Annotated in this window: 25 protein-coding genes; 23 read left to right on the top strand and 2 right to left on the bottom strand. The window is 73.0% G+C overall.

The window, feature by feature from the left end:
• The first annotated feature begins 20 nt into the window (after positions 1-20).
• From terL to HBB12_RS08265, 21 genes are all read left to right on the top strand, one after another.
• Positions 21-1,388 carry a phage terminase large subunit gene (gene terL, locus HBB12_RS08365; RefSeq protein WP_236988921.1) on the top strand — a complete coding sequence of 456 codons (1,368 nt, stop codon included), beginning with the start codon at positions 21-23 and terminating at the stop codon, positions 1,386-1,388.
• On the top strand, positions 1,388-2,650 hold the full coding sequence (locus HBB12_RS08360) for a phage portal protein (protein WP_236988920.1): 1,263 nt from the start codon (positions 1,388-1,390) through the stop codon (positions 2,648-2,650). Before terL ends, HBB12_RS08360 begins: the two co-directional genes overlap by 1 nt.
• A 341-nt stretch (positions 2,651-2,991) precedes the next feature.
• Positions 2,992-3,990 (top strand): DUF2213 domain-containing protein, encoded by a 999-nt coding sequence (locus HBB12_RS08355; protein ID WP_236988919.1) that lies wholly within the window; start codon positions 2,992-2,994, stop codon positions 3,988-3,990.
• The gene (locus HBB12_RS08350) at positions 3,990-4,433 is read left to right on the top strand and encodes a structural cement protein Gp24 (protein ID WP_236988918.1); all 444 of its coding nucleotides are present in this window, start codon (positions 3,990-3,992) and stop codon (positions 4,431-4,433) included. Before HBB12_RS08355 ends, HBB12_RS08350 begins: the two co-directional genes overlap by 1 nt.
• Positions 4,434-4,447: 14 nt before the next feature.
• Positions 4,448-5,395, top strand: coding sequence for a DUF2184 domain-containing protein (locus tag HBB12_RS08345; protein ID WP_236988917.1), 948 nt, complete (start codon positions 4,448-4,450; stop codon positions 5,393-5,395).
• Between the two features lie 13 nt (positions 5,396-5,408).
• On the top strand, positions 5,409-5,657 hold the full coding sequence (locus HBB12_RS08340) for a hypothetical protein (RefSeq protein WP_236988916.1): 249 nt from the start codon (positions 5,409-5,411) through the stop codon (positions 5,655-5,657).
• A 1-nt stretch (position 5,658) separates the two neighbouring features.
• Positions 5,659-6,033, top strand: coding sequence for a DUF4054 domain-containing protein (locus HBB12_RS08335; RefSeq protein WP_236988915.1), 375 nt, complete (start codon positions 5,659-5,661; stop codon positions 6,031-6,033).
• Complete coding sequence (locus HBB12_RS08330) at positions 6,033-6,344, top strand: hypothetical protein (RefSeq protein ID WP_236988914.1); 312 nt, start codon at positions 6,033-6,035, stop codon at positions 6,342-6,344. Before HBB12_RS08335 ends, HBB12_RS08330 begins: the two co-directional genes overlap by 1 nt.
• On the top strand, positions 6,341-6,625 hold the full coding sequence (locus tag HBB12_RS08325; protein ID WP_236988913.1) for a hypothetical protein: 285 nt from the start codon (positions 6,341-6,343) through the stop codon (positions 6,623-6,625). Before HBB12_RS08330 ends, HBB12_RS08325 begins: the two co-directional genes overlap by 4 nt.
• Positions 6,625-7,044, top strand: coding sequence for a DUF3168 domain-containing protein (gp17, locus tag HBB12_RS08320; RefSeq protein WP_236988912.1), 420 nt, complete (start codon positions 6,625-6,627; stop codon positions 7,042-7,044). Before HBB12_RS08325 ends, gp17 begins: the two co-directional genes overlap by 1 nt.
• 261 nt (positions 7,045-7,305) lie before the next feature.
• Complete coding sequence (locus HBB12_RS08315; protein WP_236988911.1) at positions 7,306-7,752, top strand: phage tail tube protein; 447 nt, start codon at positions 7,306-7,308, stop codon at positions 7,750-7,752.
• A 7-nt stretch (positions 7,753-7,759) separates the two neighbouring features.
• Positions 7,760-8,326 (top strand): gene transfer agent family protein, encoded by a 567-nt coding sequence (locus tag HBB12_RS08310; RefSeq protein WP_236988910.1) that lies wholly within the window; start codon positions 7,760-7,762, stop codon positions 8,324-8,326.
• Positions 8,323-9,681, top strand: coding sequence for a phage tail tape measure family protein (locus HBB12_RS08305; RefSeq protein WP_236988909.1), 1,359 nt, complete (start codon positions 8,323-8,325; stop codon positions 9,679-9,681). Before HBB12_RS08310 ends, HBB12_RS08305 begins: the two co-directional genes overlap by 4 nt.
• Positions 9,682-9,729: 48 nt before the next feature.
• Positions 9,730-10,365 carry a DUF2460 domain-containing protein gene (locus tag HBB12_RS08300; protein ID WP_236988908.1) on the top strand — a complete coding sequence of 212 codons (636 nt, stop codon included), beginning with the start codon at positions 9,730-9,732 and terminating at the stop codon, positions 10,363-10,365.
• Entirely contained in the window at positions 10,362-11,249 is an 888-nt protein-coding gene (locus tag HBB12_RS08295; protein ID WP_236988907.1) for a phage/gene transfer agent baseplate hub protein, read from the top strand. The genes HBB12_RS08300 and HBB12_RS08295 overlap by 4 nt, the downstream gene beginning before the upstream one ends.
• The gene (locus HBB12_RS08290) at positions 11,227-11,715 is read left to right on the top strand and encodes an NlpC/P60 family protein (RefSeq protein WP_442919240.1); all 489 of its coding nucleotides are present in this window, start codon (positions 11,227-11,229) and stop codon (positions 11,713-11,715) included. The genes HBB12_RS08295 and HBB12_RS08290 overlap by 23 nt, the downstream gene beginning before the upstream one ends.
• Positions 11,712-15,653: a baseplate multidomain protein megatron gene (locus HBB12_RS08285; RefSeq protein WP_236988906.1), complete on the top strand. Its 3,942-nt coding sequence runs from the start codon at positions 11,712-11,714 to the stop codon at positions 15,651-15,653. The genes HBB12_RS08290 and HBB12_RS08285 overlap by 4 nt, the downstream gene beginning before the upstream one ends.
• Positions 15,646-17,457, top strand: a complete 1,812-nt coding sequence (locus HBB12_RS08280; RefSeq protein ID WP_236988905.1) for a DUF2793 domain-containing protein — start codon at positions 15,646-15,648, stop codon at positions 17,455-17,457. Before HBB12_RS08285 ends, HBB12_RS08280 begins: the two co-directional genes overlap by 8 nt.
• Positions 17,454-17,897: a hypothetical protein gene (locus HBB12_RS08275; RefSeq protein WP_236988904.1), complete on the top strand. Its 444-nt coding sequence runs from the start codon at positions 17,454-17,456 to the stop codon at positions 17,895-17,897. The genes HBB12_RS08280 and HBB12_RS08275 overlap by 4 nt, the downstream gene beginning before the upstream one ends.
• 168 nt (positions 17,898-18,065) lie before the next feature.
• Positions 18,066-18,641: a glycoside hydrolase family 108 protein gene (locus HBB12_RS08270; protein ID WP_236988903.1), complete on the top strand. Its 576-nt coding sequence runs from the start codon at positions 18,066-18,068 to the stop codon at positions 18,639-18,641.
• 33 nt (positions 18,642-18,674) lie between these two features.
• On the top strand, positions 18,675-18,944 hold the full coding sequence (locus HBB12_RS08265) for a Pam3-gp28 family putative phage holin (protein WP_236988902.1): 270 nt from the start codon (positions 18,675-18,677) through the stop codon (positions 18,942-18,944).
• Between the two features lie 72 nt (positions 18,945-19,016).
• On the opposite strand, the gene HBB12_RS08260 is transcribed toward HBB12_RS08265, so the two are convergent.
• The gene (locus HBB12_RS08260; protein WP_236988901.1) at positions 19,017-19,913 is read right to left on the bottom strand and encodes a L,D-transpeptidase; all 897 of its coding nucleotides are present in this window, start codon (positions 19,911-19,913) and stop codon (positions 19,017-19,019) included.
• A gap of 328 nt (positions 19,914-20,241) precedes the next feature.
• Between HBB12_RS08260 and HBB12_RS08255 the strand changes: the two genes are divergently transcribed.
• Both HBB12_RS08255 and HBB12_RS08250 read left to right on the top strand, forming a co-directional pair.
• Positions 20,242-20,727, top strand: a complete 486-nt coding sequence (locus tag HBB12_RS08255; protein ID WP_236988900.1) for a Ros/MucR family transcriptional regulator — start codon at positions 20,242-20,244, stop codon at positions 20,725-20,727.
• A 121-nt stretch (positions 20,728-20,848) separates the two neighbouring features.
• The gene (locus HBB12_RS08250; RefSeq protein WP_236988899.1) at positions 20,849-21,157 is read left to right on the top strand and encodes a GCG_CRPN prefix-to-repeats domain-containing protein; all 309 of its coding nucleotides are present in this window, start codon (positions 20,849-20,851) and stop codon (positions 21,155-21,157) included.
• A gap of 91 nt (positions 21,158-21,248) precedes the next feature.
• Here HBB12_RS08250 and HBB12_RS08245 read toward each other — a convergent pair whose 3' ends face one another.
• The gene (locus HBB12_RS08245; protein ID WP_236988898.1) at positions 21,249-22,280 is read right to left on the bottom strand and encodes a TIGR03885 family FMN-dependent LLM class oxidoreductase; all 1,032 of its coding nucleotides are present in this window, start codon (positions 22,278-22,280) and stop codon (positions 21,249-21,251) included.
• Positions 22,281-22,296: the final 16 nt, after the last annotated feature.

The raw sequence follows: 22,296 nt of genomic DNA, 5'->3' as shown, positions 1-22,296 counted from the left end.
AGGAGAGCCTGGCGGGCTTCGTGCGCCGGGCCTGGCCGGTGATCGAGCCGGGGGCCCCCTACATCCATGGCTGGCACATCGACGCGGTCGGCGCCCATCTCGAAGCCGTCACCGCCGGCGAGATCACCCGGCTCCTGATCAACGTGCCGCCCGGCACGATGAAGAGCCTGCTCGCCGGGGTGTTCTGGCCGGCCTGGGAATGGGGGCCGAAGAACCGGCCCAGCTTACGCACCGTCGCGGTCTCGCACACCGAGCGGCTGGCGCTCCGCGACAACCTGCGCACCCGGCGCCTGATCACCTCGCCCTGGTACCGGAGCTTATGGGGCGAGCGGGTGCGGCTCACCCGAGACCAGAACCGTAAAGGCCGCTTCGAGACCACGGCGTCCGGCCTGCGCGAGGCGGTCTCGGCCGGCTCGATCACCGGCTCGCGCGGCGACCGGGTGATCCTCGACGACCCGATCTCGGTCGAGGGCGCCAATTCCGAGCGGGTGCGCGAGGCGGTGGCACGGTGGTTCCTGGAGGCCGTGCCGACCCGCCTCAACGATCCCGTCCGCTCGGCCATCGTGGTCATCATGCAGCGGCTGCACGAGCGCGACCTGTCGGGGGTGATCCTGGCCAAAAGCCTCGGCTACGACCACCTGATGCTGCCGATGGAGTTCGAGCCGGAGCGCGCCTGCGCCACCCGCATCGGCTTTGCCGATCCGCGCCGGGAGGCGGGCGAGCTGCTCTTCCCGGAGCGCTTTCCCCGCTCGGTCGTGGAGCGCGACACGGCCACGATGGGCGAGTACGCGGCGGCCGGCCAGTACCAGCAGCGTCCGGCCCCCCGGGATGGCGGGCTGTTCAAGCGCGGCTGGTTCACCCGGGTAGGGGCCCTGCCCGCCGGCTGCGTCCAGGTGCGGGCCTGGGACCTCGCGGCCAGCGTACCGAAGGCCGGACGCCAGCCCGACTACACCGCAGGCGTCAAGCTCGCGCGAGCGCCCACCGGGCATCTCTACGTCGTCGACGTGCGCCGTGACCGGCTCTCGGCCGGCGGGGTCGAGCGGCTGATCCTGGCGACCGCCGCCGAGGACGGCCCGTCCTGCCGGATCTCGCTGCCGCAGGATCCCGGCCAGGCCGGCAAGGCGCAGGCGCAATACCTCGTAGGGCGCCTCGCCGGCTACGACGCGCGGGCCTCACCGGAGAGCGGCGACAAGGCGACCCGCGCCGCCCCGGTCTCGGCCCAGGCTGAGGCCGGCAACCTGCACCTCGTCGTCGGCCCCTGGAACGAGGCCTTCCTCAACGAACTCTGCTCGTTTCCCAACGGCGCCTTCCTCGACCAGGTCGACGCCCTCTCGCGCGCCTTCTCGGCGCTGGCCCGGCCGGGATACGGCCTGCTCGGAGTCCTGTGATGTGGCTTGCCGACCGCCTCGCCAACCTCGTCTCCGGCCTCGGCGGCCCGCGGGACAAGAGCACGGGCAACCTGCACGTCCACGTGCCCCGGGCCCGCGCCGAGCTCGACGCCGCCTACCGGGACAACTGGCTCGCCCGCAAGGTCGTCGACATCGTGCCCTTCGACATGCTGCGCGAGTGGCGCGCCTGGCAGGCCCCGCCGGAGGTCGCCGCGGCCCTCGCCGCCAGCGAGGAGCGCTTGGGCCTTCAGGACCGCCTGCTGCGGGCCTTGCGCCTCGCCCGCCTGCATGGCGGCGCCGCACTCCTGATCGGCGACGGCGCCCCGGATCCGAGCCTGCCGCTCGATCCCGACACGGTCGGGCAGGGGGATCTGCGCTACCTCCACGTCCTGCCTCGCGGCCGGATCCAGGCCGGCCCGATCGAGCGCGACCCGCTCTCGCCCTGGTTCGGCGAGCCGCAGGTCTACACGCTGGCCGGGGGCCAGGCGGTCCATCCCTCCCGGGTGGTGCGCCTCCTCGGCGCGGCCCTGCCGGACGACGCTGTCAGCGACGGCTGGGGCGACAGCGTGCTCCAGGCGCTCCTGGAGGCGATCGACCAGGCGACGGCGGCCGCCGCCCACATCGCCGCGATGCTGCCGGAGGCCAAGCAGGACGTGATCTCGGTGCCGGGCCTGTCGCAAGCCCTCTCGACCGAGGACGGCACCGCCGCGCTCACCGAGCGCTTCGCCTACGCGGCCCGGATGAAGGGCCTGTTCGGGATGCTGCTGCTCGAAGGCGATGGCCGCTCGCCGGAGGGCGAGCGCTACCAGCAGAAGCAGCTCGACTTCTCCGGCCTGCCGGAGGTGGCCCGCCTCTTCCTCCAGATCGCGGCGGGGGCCGCCGACATCCCGGTGACACGGCTGCTCGGCCAGTCGCCCGCCGGCCTCAACGCCACCGGCGAATCCGACATCCGCAACTACCACGACCACGTCGCGGCCCGTCAAAACGTCGAGCTGACGCCGGCGCTTGCCCGCCTCGACCGGCTGCTGATCCGCGACGCCCTCGGCCGCGACGAGCCCCTGCGCTACGCTTGGCGGCCACTCGCCCAGGCGAGCGAGCGCGAGAAGGCGGAGATCGGCCGCCTCAAGGCCGAGACCGCGGCCATGCTCGCCCGCGAGGGCGTGGTGCCGGCGGGCGTCCTCGCCCGCGGCGTCGAGGGCTGGCTCTCCGCCGCCGACCTCTTCCCCGGCATCGCCGCGGCCTTCGAGCGGCCGGCGGGCTGAACTTTCCACTTCATCACCTTTCTTCCGAACGGGCCGACACAGTCACATCGCCGAGAATAGCGCGGGTTCCTCTCCCCGCGGGCGGGGAGAGGGTCGCTTGCACCTTGTCGTGCAAGCGACGAGCGCAGGCGCAGCCGGAGCGAGGGTGAGGAGGTCTCGACGCGTGGGACTCCTCCGGAAACACCCCCTCACCCCCGGCTGACGCCTCGCTGCATCCCCTGAACGGGGACGCAGCCCTCTCCCCGCCCGCGGGGAGAGGAGAGATGCGCACGCCCCGGCATGTGAACTGACAAATCCGCACGGGCGAGGCGCTTCCCACCTCCCAACCCGAGACCCCACCCATGCACCTCTTCGACAGGCTCACCCTCGGCCCCGCGGCCGAGATCGCGGGCGCGCGCCCGCTCGGCAACGGCGCCCTGGTGGTGCAGGCCCGCGCGGCGCGGGCCGGCAACGTCCAGGTCTATCGCGGCGACGAGGTCGCCCGGCCGGATCTCGCGCAGGTCCGCATCTACCGCGACCCGGACGAGATCTTCCGGCCTGAATCCTTGCGCAGCTTCGGCCACAAGCCCGTCACCCTCGACCATCCGACCGAGGCGGTGACGCCGCGGACCTGGCGCGGGGTCGCGCGGGGCCATGTCGGCGACGAGGTGGTGCGCGACGGCGAGTTCGTCCGCATCCCGATGCTGCTCGCCGATTCCGCGGCCATCGCGGCGGTGCAGGGCGGGCGGCGCGAGATCTCGGTCGGCTATACCTGCGACCTCGACTGGACCCCCGGCACCACGCCGGACGGCAGCCCCTACGACGCCCGCCAGACGAAGGTGATCGTCGACCACGTCGCCATCGTGGCGCAGGGGCGTGCCGGCCCGGATTGCCGCATCGGCGATGCCGACCGGCGCCTCGCCGAGGCCGAGGCGAGGGCAGAGGCCGCCGAGACCGCCCTGGCCCAGCGCGAGGGCGAGGTCGCGGCGCTCCGTGCCCGGGTGCCGGACATGGCGGCCCTCGACGCGCTCGCGGCCGAGCGCGGCGCCCTTGTGGCGCAAGCCCGCCGGATCCTCGGCGATTCCTTCGATCCCGCCGGCCTCACCCCCGAGGCGATCCGGCGCGCCGCCGTGGCGCGGGCGCTCGGCGAGGCGGAGGCCGCCGCCCTGAGCCCGGCCGCGATCGAGGGCGCCTTCCGGGTGATCGCCGCCGATCGGCGCCACGCCGTCCCGCGCCCGATCGCCGATCCGCTGCGCGACGCCCTGCGCCGCCCCGGCACCGACGCTCCGACACCCGAGGCGGCCCACGCCGCCATGGTCGAGACCCTCCGCAACGCCTGGAAACCCGCAGGAGCCCGCTGATGCCCCCCGTCCAGACCAGCTATCCCGGCCGCCCGGCCGCCGCCTACGAGGGCATGGCCGCCGACCAGAACCCCGCGACCATCCTCAGCCGCACCGTCGAGACCCCGGAGGGAATCGGCTTCGGCCGCGCCGCCTTCCAGGGCACCCGCGACGACGGCATCGCGGCGTCGGGCGCGGTCTTCCGCGGCATCGTGCTCGCCGACCGCAACGCCCGGCCGAACCCGAACGGGACCGACCTCTTCGCCAAGGGCGAGACCGCCCCGGTGATGGTGTCCGGCGCCGTCTGGGTCGTCACGGCCTCGGCCGCGAGCGCCGGCAATCCCGCTTACGTCACGGCCGCCGGCGCGATCACCGCCGCCGCCTCCGGCAACACCCCGATCCCGAACGCCCTGTTCGACACCTCCGCCCCCACCGGCGGCCTCGTCCGCCTGCGCCTGAACTGAAGAGAGGCACGAGCATGACCCGCACCCTCGTCACCGACGCCCCCCGGGCCCTCGCCTTCCTGGTCAGCCAGCAGGCCTTCATCGAGCCGAATGTCTACCGCGCCCAGTACCCGGCGATCCGCTATCCGCGCCTCGTCCCGGTCGACACCGCGGCGCCCGAATGGGTGCCGACCGTGACCTACTTCTCGGTCGACCGGGTCGGCCAGGCGACCTGGGTCCACGGCGCCGCCGCCGACGTGCCGAAGGTCGAGCTCACGCGCCGGCAGCACGAGACCACCGTCGCCATGGCGGGCATCGGCTACGGCTACGACCTGGAGGAGCTCGGCAAGGCCCAGCTGCTCGGCATGACCCTCGACTCCGACAAGGCCGACGCGGCGCGGCTCGCCTCGGAGGAGTTCATCGACCAGGTCGCGCTGTTCGGCGATCCGGCAAAGGGGTTTTCGGGCCTGCTCAACCATCCGGGCGTGACGGTCGGCAGCGCTGCGGCCACCGGCACCAACGGCAGCACCGCCTGGGCCCAGAAAAGCCCTGAGCAGATCCTCGCCGACGTCAACGGCCAGCTCATCGGCATCTTCACCGGGTCGAACACCGTCGAGATGGCCGACACCCTGCTGCTGCCCTACGAGCAGATGCTCGGCATTGGGCTTCGCCGCCTCGACGGCATCAGCCCGCTCACCCTGCTCGACTGGATCCGCCGCCACAACGTCTACACCCTCGAGACCGGCCAGGACCTGACGGTCTACGGCGTGCGGGCGCTCGAGACCGCCGGCACCGGCGGCACCGCCCGCATGGTCGCCTATCGCCGCGACCCGTCCGTGCTGAAGCTGTGGCTGCCGATGCCGTTCCGGTTCTTCCCGGCCTGGCAGACCGGGCCGTGGCGCTTCGAGGTGCCGGGCGCCTTCCGGCTCGGCGGTCTCGACATCCGCCGCCCCGCCGCCTGCCGCTACCTCGACGGCATCTAGGGGGGACGCGAGTATGATGCGGGTGACGAACCACGCCGCCGGCCCCCGGCTGATCTGGCCCAAGGGCGCCCGCGCGCCCCGGCTCCTGGTGCCCGGCGAGAGCGCCGTGCTGACGCTGCCCGAGCGGCCGGACCCGTGCCTCGCCGCCTGGGCGGCGGCAGGCGAGATGCGGGTCGAGGCGGAGCCCGATCCGGACATGCCGGATCCGAAGCCCGAGCGCCGCCGCGGCCGCGAGCGGCCGCCCTCCGGCGGGGAGGCGTGAGATGGCGGACGCGATCACGCCGCAGGCCTTCCGGGCCCGCTTCCCGGCTTTCGCCGGTGTTCCCGACGCCACCATCGCCGGGGCACTCGCGGAGGCCGGCCCGCGGGTCGGAGCGGCCTGGCCGGCGGCGGATGCCGTCCTCGGGCGGATGCTCCACGCCGCCCATACCCTGACGCTCGACGGGCAGGGCGGTGCGGAAGCCGAACTCGCCCGGGCGGGCGCCCTCGACCTCAGGGCGCTGCGCAGCGGCACGCTCCACCTGGAGCGCCGCGACCCGCCCGCGGATGCCGTTCCGGGCACGCTCGGCCTGACCTCCTACGGGCGGCGCTTCCACGAGGTGATGCGCCGCAACGGCATCGGCGTGGCGGTGGTGTGATGGGTCTCCTCGACGGAATCGGCCGCCATCTCGGCGGCGTCCTCGCCCCCCTCTTCGACGAGGCCGTCCTGCACCGGGCCGGCCCGGACGGCACCGCGGACGAACCCGTCCGGGCCCGGATCGATGGTGCCCGGGAGGCCGGCGAGGAACCCGGCCTGCCGGGCCGCCTGGTGCGGGCCATCGTGCTCACGCCGGGCCTCCCCCCGGACCCGGACGACGAGATCACCCTGGCGGGGGCCCGCCACCGCATCGTCGCGGTGGAGACCGACCCCGCCGGCAGCCACGCCCTCATCCAGGGGAGACCCGTGTGACCCAGAGAGCCGAGACCGGCCCGCTCCGGGCGCGGCTCGCGCGCCTCGCCCGCGCCGGCAGCGCCGCCGCGCGGGCCCGCGCGCGGGAGGCCGCAACCACCCTCGCGGCCGACATCCAGCAAGAACTGCCCTACGGACGCGCCGAGGCGACGGAGACCCCGGCGGGCGCCGCCGTCACGGTCGAGGCACCGGGCCTGACCGCCCGGGAATTCGGGACCGCGACGCGGGCGGCCCGGCCGGTGATCGGCCCGCCGGTCGCGCACCTGGCGGGGAGGGGGTGATGGCCGGACTCGATCTCTCGCCCCAGCTCCTGCGGGCGGTGCGGACACGCCTTCTCGCCGATCCGGCCTTGCGCCCCATGATCGGCGACCGGGTGCGCGAAGTCGCGAGCGCCCGGGAGGAATGGCCGTTCCTGCGGGTCGATCCGCCGGAGGTCGGCCCCTACGAGGCGGAAGGCTGGCGCGGCTGCGCCTGCCGCCTGACCGTCCACGCCTTCCTGCGCGGGGCCCGGGATTTAAAGCCCGTGCAGGAGCTGCTCGCCGCCGTCGCCGCCGCCCTCGACGAGGCGGACCTGACGCTCGCCCGCGGCGAGCTGCTGTGGCTGTCGCACGAGCGCAGCCTGGTGCTGCCGGAACCCCTCGGGCCCGGCTCCTGGCACGGCGTCGCCCGCTTCGGCGCGGTCGCCGCCGAAGCGTTTTGAGCTGGCCTCAAGCGCCGGCGGTCGTCTCTGCGATGCCAGCATCGCCGCTCCCTTGGCTTTCGTTCCGCTAAGCAGAGCTGCACGCGGCAACCCTGCTTAGCTCCTTGTTTTTGCATCATTTTATCGCCGAACCGGATGACCACTTCGGCGAATGATGCTGAGGCGCCCGGGAGCCGCTTCGGGCTCCCGTGCCCGCTCCACGGGGCGCTCTTCGCGCCCGCCACACTGCACCGCCCTCCGGGCGGTTTCAGGAGCAAACCCATGGCCCAGCCCACCACCCTGCCGTTCTCGGCGATCGCCGTGAAGCTCGAGAGCCTGGCGAAGGCCGGCACCTTCGAGGCGCCCTGCGGCCTCACCGAGCGCGCGGCGCAGTTCACGAAGGAGACCAACAGCGCGGTGGTGCCCGACTGCGCCAACGAGGATGCCGCCCCCTTCGTCGACCGGTTCGCGGTGTCGAAGTCGGTCGCGGTCTCCGGCAAGGGCGTGATGGCGCGCCAGAGCCTCGCCCGCTGGCGCGCCGCCTACGAATCCGACGCGCCGGTGCGGGCCCGGGTCGAGGTGAGCGGCGCCGGCAGCGATGGCGGCGGCGCCTGGGAGGGGCTGTTTCACCTCACGAGCTTCGAGGTCGGCGCCGTGCGGGGCGAGCGCTGCACCGTCTCGGTGGCGCTGCAATCGACCGGGGCCGTCGCCTTCACGGCCGCCGCGTGAGGGTGCCATGAGCCGTGACGGCCATATCGACCTCGCCCTCGAGGACGCCACCCACCGCTTCCGCCTCGCCATCGGCGACCTGGAGGCACTCCAGGAGGCGACCGGCGCAGGGCCCTCCGCCCTGCTGCACCGGCTCCATGCCGGACGGCTGTACCGGTTCCGGGACGTGCGCGACGTGCTGCGCCTCGGCCTCATCGGCGGCGGCACCCCGGTGCCGGAGGCCCATGCCATCGCCAAAGGCCTCGACGGGCTGCCCTGCATCCCGCTGATCGCCAAGGCCGCCCTGGTGCTGGCGGCGGCGCTGGAGGGCGCCGAGGACGAGCGGGTCGGCCGCCCGGTCGGGGCCGCTGGCCCGGAGGGGCGGATCGCCTTCGCGGCCTTCTACGGGGCCGCCGCCGCCATGGGCCTGCCTGCCGCCGACTTGCGGGCGATGAGCCTGTGGCAGCTCGCCGCCTACATCGACGGCTTCAACCGCGCCCGCGACCCGGACGCCGCCGACGCCCCGACGCCGCAGGAGGAGGACGCGCTCTGGGCCTGGCTCCAGAGCGCCCCGGATCACGGATCCCCCGCATGACGACCGAGATCGAGCGCCTGGTGGTCTCCCTGGAGGCCAATGTCGAGGCCTATGAGCGCGAGCTCGCCCGGGCCGGGCCGCTCGCCGAGGAGGCGATGGGGCAGGCCGAGCGCGCCGTCGAGGCCGGGGCCGGGCGCATCTCGGCCGCGATGGCGCGGGCCGGGACCGACGTCCGCGACGAGATCGCCCGCATGGCCGCGCCGGAGGCGCTGGGAAAGCTCCAGCGCGCGCTGGAGCAGGCGAGCGCCGTCCCCGCCGGCGACGGCACCGCCCTGCGGCGGGTCGACGACGCGGTCGGCAGTCTGACCGCCCGGCTCGCCGAGGCTGCTTTTGCCTCCCGCGAGGCGGTGGCGGGGTTCGAGGCGGTGGCGGGCGCGGTCGGGAGCATCGCGGACGAGGTCCCGGCCGCCGCCGACCTCGTCGCCGATCTCGGCAAACGGGTGAAAGCGGCATCGAGCGATGGCGCGGCGATCCGCGCCCGGATCAGTGATGCCTTCGCAATCAGCGACGCCGCGCCCCGCGGCAGCCTCGCCGGAACCGAAGCGGCCGCCCCGGTCCGACCCGGACCCGGACCCGCGCGGACGCCGGCCCGGTCCTCGTCCACGCCCGCCAAGGCCACGGAGCCGGAGGACGACGCCTTTCGCGACGAGGTCGCGCGCCTCACCCGGCGCACCGGCCTTTTGAAGATCGAGGCCGATGCGGTCGGCCGGGAGGAGGGCGCCGCCGCGAAGGCCGAGGCGGCGTTCCGCCTGCTGGAGGCGGCCAAGAAAGCCGACCTCGCGGTGACGCCGGCACTCCGCGAGGAGGTCGACAAGGTGGCGGAGGCCTACGGTGCCGCGACCGCGCAGGTGGAGCGGGCCGAGGCGGCGCAGCGCGCCGCGCAATCCGCCTCGCGGGAACTCGGCTCTGCGCTCGCCGACAGCTTCAAGGGCGCGATCCTGCACGGCGAGCGCCTGACCACGGTCGTGGCCCGGCTCGCCACCACGCTCGCGAGCCGGGGCCTCGACCGGGCCTTCGACGGCCTGTTCGGCCGCGGCAGCCCCGGCGCCGACCTGATCGGCGACGCCCTCGGCTCGCTCGGACTGACCCAGAACCCGACCGGCCGCGCCGCCGGCGGTCCCGTCACCCCGGGCGTCGCCTACACGGTGGGCGAGAGCGGCCGCGAGACCTTCGTACCGCTCCAGCCCGGTCGCATCCTGCCGGCGGGGCACGGCGTCGCGGCATCGGCACCGGCGCCCAGCGTCCAGGTCTCGGTCTCGATCGCCGCCGCGGACGCCCCGAGCTTCCACCGCTCGGAAGCGCAGGTCAGCGCCGCCCTGGCCCGGGCGGTGCAGCGCGGCCTGAGGGGCCTGTGAGAATTCGCCCGTGGCCGGGCCTTGCGAGCATCGGGAGCGCGAAGAACCATGCCCAGCCCCTTTCACGAGGTGCGCTTCCCCCTTGCGCTCTCCTACGGCTCCCGCGGCGGGCCGGAGCGGCGCACCGAGATCGTCACCCTCGGCTCCGGCGACGAGGAGCGGAACGGCCTCTGGCGCCATTCCCGCCGCCGCTACGATGCGGGGCCGGCCCTGCGCCGGGCCGAGGACGTCGCCCTGCTGATCGCCTTCTTCGAGGAAAGGCGCGGGCCGCTTTACGGCTTCCGCTGGCGCGACACCTTCGACCATGCCTCCGCGCCCCCGGGCCGGGACCCTGCGCCGACCGACCAGGTCCTCGGAACCGGCGACGGGACGACGCGGGTGTTCCAGCTCGCCAAGACCTATGGCGGCGCCTTCGCGCCCTACGCCCGGCCGATCACCAAACCGGTCGCCGGCTCGGTCGCGGTCGCGGTCGGCGGCGTGGCGCTCGCAAGCACCGCCTTCGCGCTCGACGCCGCCAGCGGCCGCATCACGCTCGCGGCCGCGCCCGGCCTCGGCGCCGTGGTGACGGCGGGCTTCACCTTCGACGTGCCGGTGCGCTTCGCCACCGACCGCATCGAGATCGACCACCAGGCCCTGCGCGCCGGAGTGGTCGCCGACATCCCGATCATCGAGATTCGCCGATGAAGACCCTGCCGCCCGGCCTCGCCGCCAGCCTCGCGAGCGGGGTCACCACCCTGTGCCAGTGCTGGATCGTCACCCGCACCGACGGGTTGCGCCTCGGCTTCACCGACCACGACGAGGACCTGACCGTCGACGGCGTGACCTGCTCGGCCGAGAGCGGCGCCACCGGCACCGCCCTCGAACAGGGGACGGGGCTCAGCCCCGACTCCCTCGAGATCGTCGGCGCCCTCACCAGCGGGCGCCTGGCCGAATCCGAACTCGCCCGCGGCCTGTTCGACGGCGCCGCGGTCGCGGTCTGGCGGGTCGACTGGGCGAGCCCGGTCGACCGGGTGCTGGTCCTCTCCGGCAGGATCGGCGAGGTCTCGCGGGGGCCCACCGCCTTCACGGCGGAGGTGCGGGGCCTCGCGGACCGGCTCAACCAGGCCCGCGGCCGGCTCTACCAACGCTCCTGCGACGCGCTCTTCGGCGATGCCCGCTGCCGGGTCGACGCCGCCGCCCCGGCGATGCGCGGCAGCGGCACGGTGGCGACGGTGCGCAGCGCCCGCAGCCTCATCGCCTCCGGGCTTGCCGCCTATGCGAGCCGCTGGTTCGAGGCCGGAAGGCTGGTCTGGATCTCCGGGGCCAATGCCGGCGCGGTCGTCGAGGTGCGGGCCCATGCCCGCCTCGGCCCGCTGGCGGCTCTCGACCTGTGGGAGCCGATGCCGGCCCCGCCCGACCCCGGCGACGCGTTCCAGGTCGTCGCCGGCTGCGACAAGTCCCTGGCGAACTGCCGGGACAAGTTCGCGAACGTCCTCAACTTCCGCGGCTTCCCGGATTTGCCGGGCAACGACTACGCCGTGGCCTACGCCGTCCAGGGAGCCGACAATGATGGAGGCCGCCTCGGCTGACACCCGCGCGCGCATCGTCGCGCTGGCGCGGACGTGGCTCGGCACGCCCTACCACCACCAGGCTTCCTTGCGGGGGGCGGGCTGCGACTGCCTCGGCCTGTTGCGCGGCGTCTATGCCGAACTCACCGGCGCCGAACCGGAGGTGCCGCCGCCCTACACCCCGAGCTGGGCCGAGGATCTGGATCGGGAGACCCTGCGGGACGCCGCCCACCGCCACCTCGTGGCGCTCGATCCGGCCGCGGCCGGGGCCGGCGACGTGCTGCTGTTTCGCTGGCGCGACCGTCTCCCGGCCAAGCATTGCGGGATCCTCTCGGGGACCTCCCACATGATCCACGCCTATGACGGCCACGCCGTCGTCGAGACCTGGATCCCGCCGGCCTGGTCCCGGCGCATCGCCTACGCCTTCCGTTTCCCCGAACCCTCGCCCGACATCCTGCCCGAGACCTTGCCGGAGCCCCAGCGATGAGCACGCTCGTCCTCTCGGCCGTCGGCCACGCGGCCGGTTCGGCCCTCGGCGGCCCGATCGGCGGCGCGATCGGCCAGGCGCTGGGGGCGGCCGGCGGCAGCGCCCTCGACCGGGCGATGTTCGGCGCACGGCCAAGGACGCCGGTCCATCTCGGCCCGCGCCTGTCGGACCTCCACGTCACGGCCTCGACCGAAGGCGCCGCCATCGCGCGCGTCTTCGGCCGCGTCCGCATCGGCGGCCAGATCATCTGGGCGACCAAGCTCAAGGAAGTGCAGACGGTCGAGAAGGTCAAATCCTCCGGCGGCAAGGGCGGCGGAGGTCAGAAGGCCTTCAACGTCACGTATTCCTACAGCGTCAGCGTGGCGATCGCCCTGTGCGAAGGCCCGATCGTCGCCGTGGGCCAGGTCTGGGCCGACGGCAAGCCGATCGCGCTGTCCGCCTACGGCACCCGGATCCATCTCGGCGACGAGGCGCAGGGGCCGGACCCGAAAATCTCGGCGATCGAGGGCGCCGCCAGCGCCCCGGCCTATCGGGGGCTCGCCTACATCGTGTTCGAGGATCTGCCGCTCGCCGCCTTCGGCAACCGGGTCCCGGTCATCACGGCGGAAGTGATCCGGCGCGCGCCCAACGCCTCCGGTCGGCCGCGCCTCGAGGAGCTGGTGACCGCAGTCACGATGATCCCGAGCATGGGCGAATTCACCTACGCCACCGTGCCGGTCAAAGCCTCGACCTTCGGCGGGATCGAAGGACAGAACACGGTGTCCGGCGGGGTCGACGCGCTCAAGGCGCTGGATCAGCTCGCGGTCGAGGCGCCTTCCTGCCGGCACGTCTCCCTCGTGGTCGCCTGGCACGGCACCGACCTGCGGCTGTCGGCCTGCCGCATCGTCCCGAAGGCCGAGACGGCATCGAAGACCACCAAGCCGGAATGGCTCGCCGGCGGGATCGACCGGGCGGGGGCTTCCATCGTCAGCGGCGGCGCCTCCGGAGTGCCGCTCCTCGGCGGCGCGCCCTCCGACCTGTCGGTGGTGCAGCTCATCGGGGCGCTCAAGGAGCGGGGCTACGCCGTCACGCTCTACCCGTTCGTGATGATGGATATCCCGGCCGGCAACGGCCTGCCCGATCCCTATGGCGGGGCGGAACAAGCCGCCTTCCCCTGGCGCGGGCGGGTGACCTGCCATCCGGCCCCCGGCCGGCCCGGCACCGTCGACAAGACCGCCGCCGCAGCCGACCAGGTCGCGGCGTTCTTCGGCACCGTGGCGCCGTCGGACCTGGCGTGGAACGGCAAGACGGTCATCAGCGCCAAGGCGGAATTCTCCTTCCGCCGCTTCATCCTGCATTGCGCGCGCCTGGCCGAGGCCGCGGGCGGGGTCGATACCTTCCTGATCGGCTCGGAGATGATCGGGCTCACCACCGTGCGGTCGGGCGCCTCGACTTATCCAGCGGTGGCGCAGCTCGTAAGCCTCGCAGCCGACGCGCGCGCGATCCTGGGGAGCGCCACGAAGCTCGGCTACTCGGCCGACTGGACGGAATACGCGAACCATCGTCCGGCCGATGGCTCAAGCGATGTCTATTTCCATCTGGACCCGCTGTGGTCGAACCCGAATATCGACTTCGTCGGGATCGACAATTACATGCCGCTCGCCGATTGGCGCGACGGGTTCGACCATCTCGACGCCAAGGGCAGCACGTTCACATCGGGCGCGCCCTCGCCCTATGATCCGGGATACCTCGCCGGCAACGTCGCCGCCGGCGAGCTGTTCGACTGGTACTATCCGACGCCGGCCGATCGCGATGCACAGAACCGGGTGTCGATCACTGACACCGCTTACGGTGAGCACTGGGTCTTCCGCATCAAGGATTTGCGCGCCTGGTGGTCGAACCCGCATCGCGACAGGCCGGGCGGGGTGCGCCAGGCCTCCGCAACGGGGTGGGTGCCGGAAGCTAAGCCGGTCCGTTTCATCGAACTCGGCTGCGCCGCGATCGACAAGGGCATGAACCAACCGAACGTCTTCGTGGACCCGAAGTCGTCGGAAAGCTTCCTGCCCTACTACTCGAACGGACGGCGCGATCCGGCGGCGCAACGGGCCTACCTGGAAGCCACCTTGGCTTACTGGCAGGGCGGGAGCGGCAATCCGGTCTCGTCCGTCTATGGCGGCCGGATGGTCGATCCGGAACGGCTGTTCGTCTGGACGTGGGACGCCCGGCCCTATCCGGACTTCCCGCGCCAATCCTCCGTCTGGAGCGACGGGCCGAACTACCGGCTGGGCCATTGGATCAACGGGCGCCTCGGCCTGGCACCGATCGCCGACGTGGTGGCCGAGCTGTGCGGCGGCCTCGCTGTGCCGATCGATGTCGGCCAGCTCTACGGCCTGGTGGAGGGCTACGCCGTCACCGAAGTGCAGACGCCACGGGCCTCGCTCGAACCGCTGCGGACGTGCTTCTTTTTCGACGCGGCGGAGTCGGCCGGGCGGATGGTCTTCGCGCCGCTCGCCCGGGCGCCGGCGGCGCAGCTCACCGCCGACGACCTGGTGGCGCGGGAGGGCAGCGCGGGCGACTACCGGCGCACGCGGGGCGAGGAGACGGCGCTGCCGGGGGTGGTGGCGCTGACCTACATCGATCCGCAGCGGGGCTACCAGTCGGCATCGGTCGAGGCGCGCCGCACCAACGGCCGGGCCAACGCGGTGCAGCGGGTGGCGGTGCCGCTCTGCCTCGACGAGGGCGCGGCGCGGGGCATCGCACAGGCCTTGCTCTATCAGGGCGTGGTCGAGCGCGAACAGGTCGGGGCCACCCTGCCGCCGTCCTGCCTGGCGCTCGATGCCGGCGATGTCGTCACCCTGTCGCTGGCCGGAAGCGGCGCCGATTACCGGCTGACCCGCCTCGGCCTGGAAGGGGGCCGGCCGGCGAGCGGCATCCGCACGGACCTGGCGGTGTTCGCCTACCGGGACGGCACCGCGACGCCGCGGCCGGCCGAGCCGCCGGCGACGGTCGGGGTTGCGCTGTTCCACTTCCTCGACCTGCCGCTCCTGCGCTCGGATGCGGTGCCGCATGCGCCCTACCTCGCCGCCTACACGGCGCCGTGGTCGCCGGTGGCGGTCCTGCGCTCGACAGCCGGCGGGGCCTTCGCGGACGACGCGACTTTGGGCGCCCGGTCGATCATCGGGCGGCTGACGGCCGACCTCTACCCGGGCCCGTGCGCCCGGTGGGACCGGGTGAGCGCGGTCTATGTCGAGGTGCCGCGCGGGGTCGAGCTGACCTCCGCCCCTGAGATCGACGTGCTCAACGGGGCCAACGTGGCGGCCCTGCTGACGCCGTCGGGGGAATGGGAGGTGCTGCAATGGGCGCAGGCCAGCTTGCTCGCGCCCGGCCGCTATCGGCTGTCCACGCTCCTGCGCGGCCAGCTCGGGACGGACTTCGCCTCAGGTAGCCCGACCCCGGCCGGCGCCCCGTTCGTGGTGCTCACCGATGCCCTGGTGCAGTCCGGGATGCCCCTGTCCCTGCGCACCCTGCCGCTCGCCTGGCGCTGGGGACCGCTCGGCCGGCCGTCCGACGATCCGAGCTTCACCGGCGCCACCCTGGCGTTCCGGGGCGTGGGCCTGCGCCCCTACGCGCCGGCACAGGCCCGGATGAAGCGGGCGGAGTCGGGCGACCTGGTCCTGTCGTGGGTTCGGCGCACCCGGATCGACGGCGACCCGTGGGAACAGGTCGAGGTGCCGTTGGCCGAGGAAACTGAGGCCTATGCCCTCGACGTGCTCTCCGGTCCCTCTGCGGGCTCCACCGTCCTCCGCTCGTTCGACCTGTCGGCGCCCTCCGTCACCTACACCGCCGCCCACCAGGCGGCCGATTTCGGCGGGCCGGTCACCAGCCTGTCCGTCGCCATCCACCAAGTCTCGGCAACCTACGGCCGCGGCGCGGCCCTGAGGGCGACCCTGTATGCCTGACGCAGCAACCGCCAACCTCGCCCTGCCGCTCCTGCAAGCGGCGCAGGCGCAGAAGCACGTCACCCACAACGAGGCGCTCGTCGCCCTCGACACGCTGGTGCAGCTCGCGGTCCTCGACAAGGACCTGACCGCGCCGCCCGCCAGCCCGGCCGAGGGCGACCGCTACCTGATCGCTGCTGCCTCCCCCACGGGCGCGTGGTCGGGCTGGGCCGGCCGGGTGGTGCGCTACCAGGACGGGGCGTGGCGCTCCTTCGTGCCGCGTCCCGGCTGGCTCGCCTTCGTGGCGGACGAAGCCGACCTCTACACCTACACCGGCGCGGCCTGGGCCTCGTTCCGGTCGACCCTGACGGCGTTGCAGAACCTGACGCGGCTGGGCCTCGGCACCACCGCCGATGCCGCGAACCCCTTCGCCGCCAAGCTGAACAAGGTGCTCTGGACGGCGCTGACCACCGGCGAGGGCGGGACCGGGGACCTGCGCTACACGCTCAACAAGCAAGCCGCGGGCAACACCCTGTCGCTGCTGTTCCAGTCCGGCTTTTCCGGCCGGGCCGAGATCGGCTTGACCGGCGACGACGACCTTCGCCTGAAGGTCTCGGCCGATGGCGGCACCTGGCGCGAGGCCCTGCGGGTCGACCGCGCGACCGGCGGCCTCGATCTCACGGCGGCGGAGGCCTCGACGCCGATCGCCGCGACGGTCGACCTCGGCGGGCTCGGGGCGTTGCGGGTGGTGCTCACCGGCACCGGCACGGTCACGGGCTTCGGCACCGGCCCGAACAGGGTGCGGTTGCTGCGCTTCACCGGCGCGGCGACGCTGACGCACAATGCGGCGAGCCTGGTCCTGCCGGGGGGCGCCAGCCTCGTCACCGCCGCCGGCGACACGGCGCTGGCGGTCTCGGATGCGTCGGGCAACTGGCGCGTGGTCGATTACGTCCGCGCCTCCGGCAAGCCGCTCGTCGGCCCGGTGGCGGCCGACATCATGGATGCGGGCGCGACCGGCCGGGCGGTGCTGGCGGCAGCCGATACCGGTGCGGCGTCCGTCGCGCTCGGTCTCGGGCTGCCGTTCCGCAACCGCCTGCGCAATGCCGGGTTCACGGTCAACCAGCGGGCCGTGTCCGGCACGGTGACGCTGGCGGCGAATGCCTATGGCCATGACGGCTTCAAGGCGGGCGGGAACGGCTGCACCTACACCTTCGCGCGCTCGGCCGGCGTGACGACGCTGACCATCTGGGCCGGGACGCTCGTCCAGGTGATCGAGGGCGCGCTCTACATGACGGAGGGCGGCACCTACACCGCGTCATGGCTCGGCACGGCGCAAGCGAGGGTCAACGGCGGCGCCTATGCGGCCTCGCCGATCGTGGCGACCGGGCTCGCTGCCGACGCCAACCTGACCGTGGAGTGGGGCACCGGGACGCTCGCCCAACCGCAGGTCGAGCCGGGCAAAAGCCGCACGGTGTTCGAGCGGCGTGACGACGAAATGTATCGCTGCCTGCGGTATTACCTCAGTTCGTACGACGGGGTCGCGCCCGGGACGCCGAATGCTGCGGCTGCCTTTTCAAATTTCTATCCGTCACAGTCACAGTGGGCGACCATCTTCACTGTCTTGCTTCCGGGTGGGATGCGGGTTTCGCCAAGTGTGACGCTTTACAGCCCCAAGAGCGGCGCAGCCGGATACGCCTACGCCAACAATCTCGATACTGACGTGCGCGTCCTTTCGGGTGGTTCGAGGATAGCTTTGAACGCGTATCTCTACGATCAAACCCAATACGGGGTGCTGGTCAACATGACGGCGAGCGCCGAGCTATGATCTATCATCTGATCCGCACCCCGATCGGCGATGTCGTGCGGCGCGAGGACGGCGCCGAAATCCCCGACGACCCGGCCAACCTCGACCGGCAGGCCTTCGAGGCGTGGCGGGCGAGCGGGAACGTGCCCGCGGTGACGGCCGCTCCCGCCGCCCTGGTGCCGGCTGCCATCTCGGATCGGCAGTTCTTCCAGGCGCTGGCGCAGGCCGGCGCGATCACGCCCGACGCGGCGCTGGCGGCGGTGATGACCGGCCAGCTTCCGGCGCCGATCGCCGCGGCGGTGGCGGCCCTGCCAGCCGTGGAGCAGTTCGCCGCCCGAATGCTCCTGTCGGGGGCGACGGCGTTCGAGCGCGGCCACCCGATGGTGGCGCAGCTCGGCGCGGCGCTCGGCTACGATGCGGCGGCGCTCGACGCACTGTGGCGCGCGGCCGCCGCCCTCTGATCGCGGTCGGACGTCCGGGCCACCCGACGGGAGCATTCTCCGACGACGGAGATACCGGCTCGTCGCAGAAAATTCTTCAAAAACAATGACTTGTAGCAGCACCCGATTGCCGTGCGATCGGGTGCTGCTCCATCGCGCCGCACATCCTGCACAACCTGGAGAGACGGTATGGTCGCGACGACGTTCGAGCGCGGGCTGATCCTCGTCCTGACACACGAGGGGGGATGGTCGGACGATCCGGCCGACCCGGGAGGGGCGACGAACCTCGGCGTCACGATCGGCACGCTGAGCCTCTGGCTCGGCCGGCCGGCGACGAAGGCAGAGGTGCGGGCGCTGACACCGGCCTCCGTGGCTCCGCTCTACCGGCGCCGGTTCTGGGACGCGATCCAGGGCGACGCCCTACCGGCGGGGCTCGATTACGCGCTGTTCGACTTCGCGGTGAACAGCGGGCCGCGGCGGGCCGTGATCGGGCTGCAACGTGCCCTCGGTCTCGCCGATGACGGGCGGCTCGGGCCGGTGACTCTGGCGGCACTCGCGGGCCGGGACGTGCCGATGCTGATCGATGCCTTGGACGACGGGCGGCTGGCGTTCCTGCGGGCGCTCTCGACCTGGCCGCGCTTCGGCCGCGGCTGGGCTCGACGGGTCGAGGAGGTGCGGGCCGCCGCCCTCGCGTTCCACACCGCTCCGTACCGGCCCGCCGCGCGGATCACCTGCCCCGCCTGCGGCACGCCCGTCGCAGTCTGACGCGGACATCCCGGCCTTCACCAGGAGCATCTCATGAACCCGGAACAACTCACCGCGCTGCTGCGTACCCTGCTGCAGTTCGGCGGCGGCATCGCCGTCGGGCGCGGCTGGATCGACGCCGACACCGCCACCACGTTGACCGGCGCGCTTGTCACGCTCATCGTCACGATCTGGGGCCTCTACGCCCGGCGCAACACCGGCCTCGTCGCCGCCGCCGCCGCGGTGCCGACCGTCAAGGCGATCCTGGCCGACCCGGCGACCGCGCAGGCGGTCCCGAGCCCGAAGGTTCAGCCGCCGGAATAGGGCTCGCCCCGAAGACGGGTAGGGCCGCCACGAGGCAGGAAGGCCTCGCGGCAGCCCCCCGGGCCCGCGAGATCAGCCCAGCACCACCACCTGCGCGCCCACCGGCACCCGGGCGTAGAGGTCGATCGCGTCCTGGTTGATCATCCGGATGCAGCCCGAGGAGACGCTGCGGCCGATGCTCTCCGGCTCGGTGGTGCCGTGGATGCGGTAGAGCGTGTCCTTGTTGTTCTGCCACAGGTAGAGGGCGCGGGCGCCGAGCGGGTTGCGCGGGCCGCCGGGCACGCCGAGCCCGCTCTGCAGCTTGGAGACGCTGCGGGCCAAAGCCGGCTGGCGGGCGATCATCTCCTTGGGCGGGTACCAGTCCGGCCAGGCCTGCTTGGAGTTGACGGTGGCGACCCCGTTCCAGGCGAAGCCCTGGCGGCCGACGCCGACGCCGTAGCGGCGGGCCCGGCCGCCCTCTTGGACCAGGTAGAGGTGGCGTGCCCGCGGATCGACCACGATGGTGCCGGGCGCGTAGCGGCCGCCATAGGCGACCTCCTGGCGCAGGAAGGACGGGTTGGCCTTCCGCCAACGGAAGGCCGGGATCGGGAACGGCTCGGTGTCGAGCGCCGCATAGGCGCGGGCATAGTCGATCGGTCCGTCATCGACCACGACCGTGGCGCCCGGATCGACCGCGCCCGGCTGCGGCGGCGCCACCTCGCGCCGGCCGCCCCAGAACGAGTCCTCCTCCGGCGCCGCGGCGGGAGCGGGCTCGCCGCGGTAATACGGGTCCTGCTGGGCCTGGCCGCGCGTGTCGTAGAACGTGCCGTCATCGGCCGGGACCGGATCGCGGGAGCGCCGGCGCCGGACGGGGGCGAAATCCTGGTCCGTCCAGGCGAGGGCGGGGCGGGACCACGCGCTCGCCAGCAGGGTCGAGGCGAGACCGGCGGCCGTGCCGGCAACCAGGAAGCGGCGGTTCTTGTCGGTCATGGGAGGTCTTGGGATCGTGCAGACAGGAACGAGACGCCGGATGGCGCAGTGCAGCAACAGCTAGGGCATTTCCCCGCCGAGGGGAAACCGCCGCTTACGAAAAAACCGTCGGGACCAACGGGCTAGTACGATATCCGGGCGGGTGTGGCCCCGGCGCCGCCAAGGCCGGCCACCACCGGCGCGGCGCAGTCTGATCCGATCAATCGCGTGCGATACTTTTTCTATTTCGTATCGCGACTGTCGAAAACTGTCGTGACGCATATCCTCTGTGGTTGACGCCAGCGGACTTACGTGTCCTCTTGAGCCGGTCACTTCGATCTGGTGCGCCATGACCAACGAAGACCCCACCCGATCGCTCGACCTGATCGAGCTCGCCGCCGACGTCGTGTCGGCTTATGTGGCGAACAACTCCGTTCCGGCTGCGGACGTGCCGGGACTGATCGCGGCCGTGCATACCTCGCTGAGCCAGCTCGGCGCGGCCCCCGCGCCGGAGCCCGAACGGGCGACGCCGCCGGTGCCGATCCGCCGGACGGTCACGCCCGACCACATCATCAGCCTCGAGGACGGCAAGCCCTACAAGACGCTCAAGCGCCACCTCGCCGGGCGCGGCCTCACGCCGGAAGCCTACCGCCAGAAATGGGGGCTGCCGCCGGACTATCCGATGGTCGCCGCCAACTACGCCGCCCAGCGCTCCGAGCTCGCCAAGAGTTCCGGTCTCGGCCAGAGCCGGCGGGGCCGCGGGCGCGGGGCGGCCATGCGGACCGCGGCCGATCCGGTGGTCTCCGGGCCGGCACCGGAGACGCCCAAGCGCTGACATGCATCCGCGATGAGCGGGAGCCGACAGGCGCGCTCATCGTGCATTCAGGTCGTTAGTCCTTTCCTGGTGGGGCAGGGCGGTCCTCGCGGCCGCCCCTCACTCAAGGAGAGATCCCACGATGATGCACGTCAAGGGGCTCGGGATGGCCGCCCTCGTCGCGGGTGGCCTGATCGGTAGCTTGGGTCTTGCATCGACCGCGCAGGCCGCCCCGATCGGCCTCGGCGCGGCGGGCACGCTCGCGCCGGAGACGGGCGTGACGCGAGTGGCAGGCGGCTGCGGGCCGGGCTTCATCCCGAACCGCTTCGGCTATTGCCGTCCGTTCTACGGGCCTCGGCCGGTCTACGGCCTGCGCTACGGCTATTACGGCCCGCGGCCGTACTGGCGGCGGCCCTATTACGGCCCGCGCCGCTTCTATTACGGCTACTGATCCGGATCGCATGACCGAGACAGGCGCCCGACCGGCCGGTCGGGCGCCTTTTTTCGTTCGGGCCAAAACATCCCGCAAGAAGTCCGGAAGGCTATCCCGCCCGCGCCGCGGGCTTGCGCCCGAACGGATCGAACTCGATCACCGGGGCCTTGCGGCCGTGGAGCGCCGGCAGAACCCGCTCGCCGAAGGCGTCGATGAAGGCCGCCTGGTTGCCGCCGACCTGATGCAGGTCGATGCTGTCGAAGCCCAGCGCCGCGCAAGCCGCGATGCGCTCGGTCAGGGCCGGCAGGTCGTGGGAGATCAGCACCGCCTCGTGCATGTCCTCGGGCCGCAGGAACCGGGCGGCGGCCTCGAAATCGGCTGGGCGCGGCAGCTCCCAGGCGACCGAGGCGGGCAGGGCGTTGAAGCGCCACTCGGCGTGGGCCTGGTGCAGGGCCTCGGCCGGATCGGGGGCGTAGCTGAGATCCATCTTGAGGAAGACCGGCTTGTCGGCGCCGCCATTCTCCCGGAAGGCGTCGACGATCGGCCCCAGGGTCTCGGGGCTCGTCCCGACGGTGAGAAGCCCGTCGGCCCAGGTGCCGAGCCAGGCAGCGGTCTCGACGCTGGTGGCTGCACCCACGAGGCGGGTCGGAGTCTCGGGCAGCGACCACACCCTGGCGTCGACCGCCGTCAGGCGCCCGCGCTGGGTCACGGTCTCGCCGGCAAGCAGCGCCCTCATGATCTCGGCGCCCTCGCGCAGACGGGCATTGCGCTCGGCCTTGTCGGGCCACGGCCCGCCGGTGGCGCGCTCGTTCATCGCCTGACCGCTGCCGAGCGCCACCCAGGGCACCCGGCCGGGAAACATCTGCCCGAGGGTCGCCACGGCCTGCGCCAGCACCACCGGATGGTAGCGCCACCCCCCCGGCACCGAGATGATCCCGAAGGTCAGCCGCTCGGTCGCCTGGAGCGCGGCACCGAGCCAGGCCCAGGCGAAGCCGGATTCGCCCTGGCTCGCCGACCAGGGCTGGAGATGGTCGGAGGAGAAGGCCCCGTCGAAGCCGGCCTGCTCGGCCCGCTGGGCCAGCGCGAGCAGCGCCCGGGGCGGGCATTGCTCGTGGGAGATGTGGTAGCTGTACAGGGTCATCGCGGGGCTCCCGGCC

Source organism: Methylobacterium sp. SyP6R, assembly GCF_019216885.1.
In the GTDB taxonomy this organism is placed as follows: Bacteria; Pseudomonadota; Alphaproteobacteria; order Rhizobiales; family Beijerinckiaceae; genus Methylobacterium.
Note: the sequence above shows the minus strand (reverse complement) of the source record. Positions and strands in the feature narration are given on the sequence as shown.

Coding starts and splice junctions, on each gene's coding strand:
- HBB12_RS08300 (WP_236988908.1), top strand. CDS start 9,730: ATGCCCAGCCCCTTTCACGAGGTGCGCTTCCCCCTTGCGCTCTCCTAC.
- gp17 (WP_236988912.1), top strand. CDS start 6,625: ATGGCCGGACTCGATCTCTCGCCCCAGCTCCTGCGGGCGGTGCGGACA.
- HBB12_RS08290 (WP_442919240.1), top strand. CDS start 11,227: ATGATGGAGGCCGCCTCGGCTGACACCCGCGCGCGCATCGTCGCGCTG.
- HBB12_RS08255 (WP_236988900.1), top strand. CDS start 20,242: ATGACCAACGAAGACCCCACCCGATCGCTCGACCTGATCGAGCTCGCC.
- HBB12_RS08335 (WP_236988915.1), top strand. CDS start 5,659: ATGGCGGACGCGATCACGCCGCAGGCCTTCCGGGCCCGCTTCCCGGCT.
- HBB12_RS08245 (WP_236988898.1), bottom strand. CDS start 22,280: ATGACCCTGTACAGCTACCACATCTCCCACGAGCAATGCCCGCCCCGG.
- HBB12_RS08360 (WP_236988920.1), top strand. CDS start 1,388: ATGTGGCTTGCCGACCGCCTCGCCAACCTCGTCTCCGGCCTCGGCGGC.
- HBB12_RS08250 (WP_236988899.1), top strand. CDS start 20,849: ATGATGCACGTCAAGGGGCTCGGGATGGCCGCCCTCGTCGCGGGTGGC.
- HBB12_RS08340 (WP_236988916.1), top strand. CDS start 5,409: ATGATGCGGGTGACGAACCACGCCGCCGGCCCCCGGCTGATCTGGCCC.
- HBB12_RS08285 (WP_236988906.1), top strand. CDS start 11,712: ATGAGCACGCTCGTCCTCTCGGCCGTCGGCCACGCGGCCGGTTCGGCC.
- HBB12_RS08305 (WP_236988909.1), top strand. CDS start 8,323: ATGACGACCGAGATCGAGCGCCTGGTGGTCTCCCTGGAGGCCAATGTC.
- HBB12_RS08350 (WP_236988918.1), top strand. CDS start 3,990: ATGCCCCCCGTCCAGACCAGCTATCCCGGCCGCCCGGCCGCCGCCTAC.
- HBB12_RS08280 (WP_236988905.1), top strand. CDS start 15,646: ATGCCTGACGCAGCAACCGCCAACCTCGCCCTGCCGCTCCTGCAAGCG.
- HBB12_RS08310 (WP_236988910.1), top strand. CDS start 7,760: ATGAGCCGTGACGGCCATATCGACCTCGCCCTCGAGGACGCCACCCAC.
- HBB12_RS08260 (WP_236988901.1), bottom strand. CDS start 19,913: ATGACCGACAAGAACCGCCGCTTCCTGGTTGCCGGCACGGCCGCCGGT.
- HBB12_RS08265 (WP_236988902.1), top strand. CDS start 18,675: ATGAACCCGGAACAACTCACCGCGCTGCTGCGTACCCTGCTGCAGTTC.
- HBB12_RS08330 (WP_236988914.1), top strand. CDS start 6,033: ATGGGTCTCCTCGACGGAATCGGCCGCCATCTCGGCGGCGTCCTCGCC.
- HBB12_RS08345 (WP_236988917.1), top strand. CDS start 4,448: ATGACCCGCACCCTCGTCACCGACGCCCCCCGGGCCCTCGCCTTCCTG.
- HBB12_RS08315 (WP_236988911.1), top strand. CDS start 7,306: ATGGCCCAGCCCACCACCCTGCCGTTCTCGGCGATCGCCGTGAAGCTC.
- HBB12_RS08355 (WP_236988919.1), top strand. CDS start 2,992: ATGCACCTCTTCGACAGGCTCACCCTCGGCCCCGCGGCCGAGATCGCG.
- HBB12_RS08275 (WP_236988904.1), top strand. CDS start 17,454: ATGATCTATCATCTGATCCGCACCCCGATCGGCGATGTCGTGCGGCGC.
- HBB12_RS08270 (WP_236988903.1), top strand. CDS start 18,066: ATGGTCGCGACGACGTTCGAGCGCGGGCTGATCCTCGTCCTGACACAC.
- HBB12_RS08295 (WP_236988907.1), top strand. CDS start 10,362: ATGAAGACCCTGCCGCCCGGCCTCGCCGCCAGCCTCGCGAGCGGGGTC.